This window comes from Streptomyces sp. NPDC056361, from assembly GCF_042262805.1.
In the GTDB taxonomy this organism is placed as follows: domain Bacteria; phylum Actinomycetota; class Actinomycetes; order Streptomycetales; family Streptomycetaceae; genus Streptomyces.
Window position 1 is genome coordinate 22,532 of the sequence record NZ_JBHJQI010000111.1, and the last position, 6,196, is coordinate 28,727.

Below are 6,196 nucleotides of genomic sequence, written 5' to 3' on the forward strand. Positions count from 1 at the left end.
GGGACGGATCGGGGCATAGTGCAAGGAAAAGGCGGACCGCTCGGGGCATGGCGCGAGACGAGGGAGGCCCCCGTGCCGACATCCCGGACCCTGCAGTGGAGCGGCCTCACCTCGGCCGCCGCCGGCGCGGTCCTGTGCGTCCTCGGCTGGTACGGGATCTCCGGCGAACGGTTCGCCGAACGGCAGCTGCCCTACCTGGCCTCGTGCACGGTCCCCGGGGCGGCCCTGATCGTGGCGGGCGCGGTCCTCGCCGCGGCGGCGGCGCTGCTTCCCGCACGCCCCGCGGAACCGGCCCCGCCCGACCCGGAGGAGCCTCCCCCGCCCTCCTCGGACGGTCCACCGCTCCGGGTGCCCGGCGGGACCCTCGCGCACCGCCCGGACTGCCCGCTGGTGGCGGGCCGGGCGGAGGCGACGGAGGCGGGTGCCGCGGAACTCGCCCCCTGTCCGGTGTGTGAACCGTGGCCTCCCTGACGTACGAGCTGACGCTCGCCGGCCTCGCGATCGGCAGCGCCGCCGCGCTCACCGGCATCGGCCTCGTCGTCACCCACCGGGCGACGGGGGTGCTCAACCTCGCCCACGGCGCCGTGGCCATGATCTGCGCGTACGTCCTGCGGCAGCTGGTGGTCGAGTGGGGCTGGCCGCTGCCCCTCGGAGCCCTGGTCACCCTCCTCGTGGTCGCCCCCGTGATCGGCCTCGTCCTGGAGCGCGGCGTGTTCCGGCCCCTCGCCCTCCTCGGCTCGAACCCGGCCCGGACCCTGGTCGCCTCCATCGGCGTCTTCGTCCTCCTCGTGGGCACGGCGGTGCTCCTGTGGGGCCCCGGCGCCCGGGACGACGCCCCGGTGCTGCTCGGCGACGACCCGTGGGCGCAGCTCGGGGCGGCGGTGGCCCTCGCCTGCCTGGTGGGGGCGGTGACCCGGTGGACCGCCTTCGGCCGTGAGCTGCGGGCAGTGGTCGACAACCGGCCGCTCGCGGTCCTCTCGGGGATCGACGCCGACCGGGTCGCGGCGGCCGGCTGGGCCTTCGGCTCGTTCACGGCGGGGCTCACCGGAGTGCTCCTCGCCCCCTACGTACGGCTCGACCCGTACGGGATGCCGCTGCTCGTCATCGAGGTGATCGCGGTCGCGGTGATCGCCCGGATGCGGTCGCTGCCGGTCGCGGTGGCATCGGCGCTCGCCATCGGCGTCGCCCAGGCCCAGCTGACCCGGCTGCACCCGGAGGGCTGGGCCGGGCCGCTCGTGCAGGCCGTCGGCGCGAACCTGTTCGTGGTGGCGCTCCTCGTGGCCGCGCTCGTCCTGCCGGGCGTCGGCGGCAAGGGCCGGGACGCGCTGCCGCCCCCGGTGCCCGGGGGACGCGTACCGGGCGGCCTGTGGCTCGTCGTCGGCGTCCTCTTCCTCCTCCCCCTCGGCTTCGCCGGCTCCGACCTCCGGACGGCCGTCCAGGTCCCCGCGCTCGCCGTGATCCTGCTGTCCCTCGTCGTGGTGGCGGGCCGGGGCGGCCAGATCGCCCTCGGCCAGGCGGCGTACGCGGGCCTCGGCGCCCTGTTCACGGCCCTGCTCGCCACCGGCGGCATGCCCGCCCTGGCCGCCCTGTGCCTCGCGGTCCCGATGGTGGCCGTGGTGGGCCTGGTCACCGGCTGGCCGGCGATCCGGCGGCACGGCCTCGCCCTGGCGCTCGCGACCCTCGCCGTCGGGGTGGCCGTCAGCCGCTTCGTCCTCACCCAGCCGTACGCGACGGCCGGCCTCTCCCTCGACCGCCCCGCGGGCCTCTCCGACGACCGCGCCTACTACGCCGTGGAGCTGGTCGTCCTCGCCTGCTGCCTGGCCCTGGTGGCCGTCCTGCGCCGGGGCCGCACCGGCCGCGCCCTCGCCGCCCTCCGGGACCACGAGCCGGGCGCCGAGGCGGCGGGCGTCCCCGTGCCCGGCCTCAAACTCCTCGCCTTCGTCCTCGGCTCCGCGCTCGCCGCGCTCGGCGGCGGACTCCTCGGCATGGGCCTGCGCGCCTTCGACCCGGAGGCCTACGACCCCGTCCGCGGCCTCCTGTGGTTCGCCGCCGTCCTCGTCCTCGGAGCCGACAGCCTCCTCACCCCCCTCGCCGCCGCCGCGCTCCTCGTCACCCTCGACGCCGGCCCCCACGCCGGCGTCGCCGCCGCCTTCATCGGCCTCCTCGCGACCCTGACCGGCCGCATCCCACCGCTGACGACCCTGCTGCCCTCCGGCCCGGCATCCCGGCGGCACCCACGGCCCCCCGCGGCGGGCACTCGACCGGCCGGCGCTCGCCCCGCAGGCACTCGCCCCGCCGTGGCCGGCCTGGCCGGCCCCCGCCCGCCCGGCTCCGGACCGGTCGGCACCCAACCGGTCACCGAAGGCCCCACACCCACCGCGACCAGGCCTGTCCCCGACCGCACACGACCCGCCGGCGACGGTGTCGAGCCACCCGCGACCAGGGCCGTCCCCGCCGACACACGACCGGCCGACGACGAATCCGGACCACCCCCGGGACGGGCCGCGCCGCCGTCCGCCCCCCGCACGGCCGGTGCGGCGGGCGAACCCGGTTCCGCCGGGGGCCGGCCGGGCTCCCCCGGACGCGCGCCGCGACTCCGCGCGCACGACCTCACCCTCACGTATCCCGGAGGGACCACCGCCCTCTCCCGCGTCACGCTCGACCTCCGGCCCGCGTGCGTGACCGCGCTCGTCGGCCCCAACGGCGCCGGCAAGAGCACCCTGTTCGACTGCCTCGCGGGGACCCTGCGGCCACGCGAGGGGCGGATCACCCTCGACGGCAGGGACATCACGGCCCGCTCCGCCCACGCGAGGACCCGTCTCGGCATCGCCAGGACGTTCCAGCGGCTGGCCGTCTTCCCGTCGCTGACGGTCGAGGAGAACGTGCGCCTCGGCGAGGAGCGGGGCCATGTGCGCGGGGGCTCGGCGGCGGTGGAGCGGAGCCTGCGGCTGGCCGGGCTCGCCGGGCCGGTACGGCACCGGGCGGCGGCGGACCTGCCCACGGGGACCCTGCGCCGGGTGGAACTGGCCCGCGCCCTCGCGGGGCAGCCGCACACGCTCCTGCTCGACGAACCGGCCGCCGGGCTCGACGCCGCCGAGACGGCCGCCCTCGCCCGGCTCCTGGCCGCCCTCGCGGCGGACGGCCTGACGGTCCTGGTCGTCGAGCACGACCCGGACCTCGTCCGGGGGATCGCCCACACGGTGCACACCATGGAAGGCGGCCGGATCCTGTCGTGAGCGTCGAGATCGCGCTGCGCGCCGCCCGCGTCCGCTACGGCCCCCTGGAGGCCCTGCACGGACTGCACCTCCCGGTGCCCGCCGGGACCGTGACCGTGCTCCTCGGCCGCAACGGCGCGGGCCGGACGACCGCGCTGCGCGCCCTGGCCGGCACGGTGCGGCTCTCCGCCGGCCGGGTGCTCTGGCGGGACGTGGACGTGACGCGGCTCTCGGCGCACGAGCGGGCCCGCCGCGGGCTGTGCCTCGTACCGGACCTCAGGGCGGTGTACGAGGGGCTCACCGTCGCCGACAACCTCGCGCTGGCCGCGCCCGGCCGCACCGCCGCCGACCCCGCCCCGTACCCCGAACTCCTCCCCCTGCTGTCCCGCACCGCCGGCACCCTCTCGGGCGGGGAACGCCGGATGCTGGCGCTCTCCCGCGCCCTGCTCGCACCCGCGCGCGTGGTGCTGGTCGACGAGCCGTCCCTCGGCCTGGCCGGGCCGATCGCGGCCCGTACGTACCGGCTGCTCGCGGCGCTCGCCGTACGGGAGGGCGCGGCCGTGGTCCTGGCCGAGCAGCGGGTACCGGACGGCCTTCCGCCGGGCACGGTCGTCCACGAGCTGCGGCGCGGCTCCCTGGTGTGGAGCGGGGAGCCGACCGAGCCGGGCTGACGACGGCGCCCGGGAGCGTCAGAGCGGTGCGATCCGCAGCATGGTGCCGACGACGATCCGGTTCGGATCGGGACCGATCAGGTTCCGGTTCGCCGCGTACAGCGCCTGCCAGCCGCCCTTGATCGCGAACCGGCGGGCGATCGAGCCGAGCGTGTCGCCGACCTGCACGGTGTGGACGCGCCCGCTCAGTCCGTACCGCTTGGAGCAGACGGGCCAGGCACCCCACCCCTGGGTGCGGAGCACCTCCTCCGCGACGTTGATCTGCTGCGGCCGCGTCGCCAGGTCGGCGCGGCGGGCGTACCGCAGCCCGCCGTGCTCCACCCAGGTCGGCTGCCAGAACTGGAGGCCGCCGTAGAAGCCGTTGCCGGTGTTGACGTTCCAGCGCCCGCTGGACTCGCACTCGGCGACGCACCCCCACGGCCACTGGTCCCGGGCGCAGGCGTACGAGGGCAGCGAAGCGGCCCCCCGGAGCGCGTCCGACACCTCGAGGAGCGCGGCGGACGCCTCCCGCGCCGCGTCGGGCACGTCCCGGAGCGCCTCGGGCACGTCCCTGAGCGCGTCCGGCACGTCCCGGAGCTCCTCGGGTGCGTCCCCGACGGCGCCGGGCGCGTCCCTGACCGCGCCGGACCCGGCCGCGACCGTGCCGGCCCGGCCCCCGACCGCGTCGGCCGCGTCCCGGGCCCGGGCGGGTGCCGGGGCCAGCGTCAGGAGCGCGGCCGCGGACGCCGCCACGAGGGAACCGGCTGTCCAAAATCGGATCTTCGACATCGGGGCAGGCTAGGCAGCCGCCCGGCGCCCCCGGCCCGTGCCGCGCGGAACGCTGTTCACACCCCACCCGGTCGGAGTCACCGGACCCGCGGGGACCGCCGCGCACGCGCCGGTGCCAAGTTGCCCCGCTTCCGCGCGTGACCCCGGCCGAGCCTGACCCGTTGAACTCGTCATGAGACGCACGGGAACAGCCCTGCGTCCCCTCCGTACCGAGTCCAGGGAGCCCCCCGTGCCGCGCATGCTCGACGTCAGCGAGGACGTACGCGCCGAGATCGGCGACGAAGAAGCGGACCGGCTGCTCGCCGGCGACAACGCCCCGGGCAGCTACGACTGCACCTCCTGCCGCACGCCCGGCGACTCCGAGCAGGAGCGCACCAGCACGGTGCTGTTCGTCGGCGACGAGACCGCGGTCCTCGCGTTCGCCCACGCCAGCTGCATTCCGTCGCAGGTCGTCCGCGTCGCCGAGGAGCAGCTCCAGGGCGCCGTCGCCTCCATCACGGCCTCGGACACCGCCGACGCGCTGACCGCCGCCCACCCCGAGCAGGCCGTGCTCGGGGTCACCAGCGGTCTCGTCCTGATCGACGGCGAGCTGCACCCGGCGCTGGTCGTGGAGCCGACCGCGCCGGTGGCCCGTCCGGGTTCGGACGGCCTCACCGACGAGTTCCTGCCGCTCCTGGCCGACCAGGGCTTCCAGCAGGTGATGGACCTCCACGAGAAGCCCGCGGTGCTGCCGGGCTGGTCGGTCCTGGTCGCCATGGGCCAGCTGCACTCCGTGCTCCAGCCGGGACCCGGCGGCGCCGGCCAGGCGGCCTGGTGGCAGGCGCACCAGCCGCTCCAGGTCACCGACGGCTGGCGGGCGGCCGCCAACAAGTCGCACACCGTCCTGGTCTTCGCCGCCCCCGTCGGCTCGATCGGCCAGCAGCCCCGCGAGGACCTGCTGCGCGACGCCCTGGAGAAGGCGGCCGCGAACGGCCGCCTGGTGGCCGCCGCGATGCCGCTGGCCGGGACCTGATGGAGGACGGCCGGCCGGCCATAGAGCGGGCGCGGGTCCCCGGCACACCGACCGGACCGGCGGACGCCGGACACCCTGCGGGACCCAAGGGCCCGACCGTGCCGCGCCCCCGGCGGGCGCCTCTTTCGGAGAGCCGCCCGCATCCGACGGGCGGCGGGGTCGTTGGCACGTACGTGCACGCATACGACCCCTTCCTCCAGCCGTATCCGAGTCAGATCCCGGCCATGCGCCCCGCGCAGGACGTCACGGCGGGCGGTTCGCCCACGCCGATCTACGACGCCCTGCTCTCGGAGTACCGCAGGTCGTTCCGCACGCTGCCGGGCGACCGCAGCGGCGAGGAGGAGCTGACCTTCCGGGCCTTCGGCACCGGCGGGTACGGGCAGGGGCACCGGCACGCGTCGGCGTACCCGGCGGCGTGGTCGGCGCAGCACCCGCAGCCGCACGCCCCCGGACACACGCAGGCGGCGCTGCCACCCGGACCCCGCAGGGGTCGGTAGGTCGGGACCGGTGACACGGCGGAGGGCCGGGGC

6 protein-coding genes are annotated in these 6,196 nt (G+C 77.2%); 5 read left to right on the plus strand and 1 reads right to left on the minus strand.

All coding sequences use genetic code 11. The features are described from left to right. The first annotated feature begins 72 nt into the window (after positions 1-72). From ACFCY7_RS29055 to ACFCY7_RS29065, 3 genes are read left to right on the plus strand one after another with little or no spacing between them, the layout of a single operon-like run. Complete coding sequence (locus ACFCY7_RS29055) at positions 73-471, plus strand: hypothetical protein (protein ID WP_376489025.1); 399 nt, start codon at positions 73-75, stop codon at positions 469-471. After that, positions 459-3,236 carry an ATP-binding cassette domain-containing protein gene (locus tag ACFCY7_RS29060; RefSeq protein ID WP_376489026.1) on the plus strand — a complete coding sequence of 926 codons (2,778 nt, stop codon included), beginning with the start codon at positions 459-461 and terminating at the stop codon, positions 3,234-3,236. The genes ACFCY7_RS29055 and ACFCY7_RS29060 overlap by 13 nt, the downstream gene beginning before the upstream one ends. After that, positions 3,233-3,886: an ATP-binding cassette domain-containing protein gene (locus ACFCY7_RS29065; RefSeq protein WP_376489027.1), complete on the plus strand. Its 654-nt coding sequence runs from the start codon at positions 3,233-3,235 to the stop codon at positions 3,884-3,886. Before ACFCY7_RS29060 ends, ACFCY7_RS29065 begins: the two co-directional genes overlap by 4 nt. An 18-nt stretch (positions 3,887-3,904) precedes the next feature. Here ACFCY7_RS29065 and ACFCY7_RS29070 read toward each other — a convergent pair whose 3' ends face one another. After that, complete coding sequence (locus tag ACFCY7_RS29070) at positions 3,905-4,369, minus strand: transglycosylase family protein (protein ID WP_376489030.1); 465 nt, start codon at positions 4,367-4,369, stop codon at positions 3,905-3,907. 514 nt (positions 4,370-4,883) lie between these two features. Here ACFCY7_RS29070 and ACFCY7_RS29075 point away from each other — a divergent pair. Together ACFCY7_RS29075 and ACFCY7_RS29080 are read left to right on the plus strand one after the other, a co-directional pair. After that, complete coding sequence (locus ACFCY7_RS29075; RefSeq protein ID WP_367822802.1) at positions 4,884-5,666, plus strand: hypothetical protein; 783 nt, start codon at positions 4,884-4,886, stop codon at positions 5,664-5,666. Between the two features lie 224 nt (positions 5,667-5,890). Beyond that, positions 5,891-6,163, plus strand: coding sequence for a hypothetical protein (locus tag ACFCY7_RS29080; protein WP_376489028.1), 273 nt, complete (start codon positions 5,891-5,893; stop codon positions 6,161-6,163). Positions 6,164-6,196 lie beyond the last annotated feature (33 nt).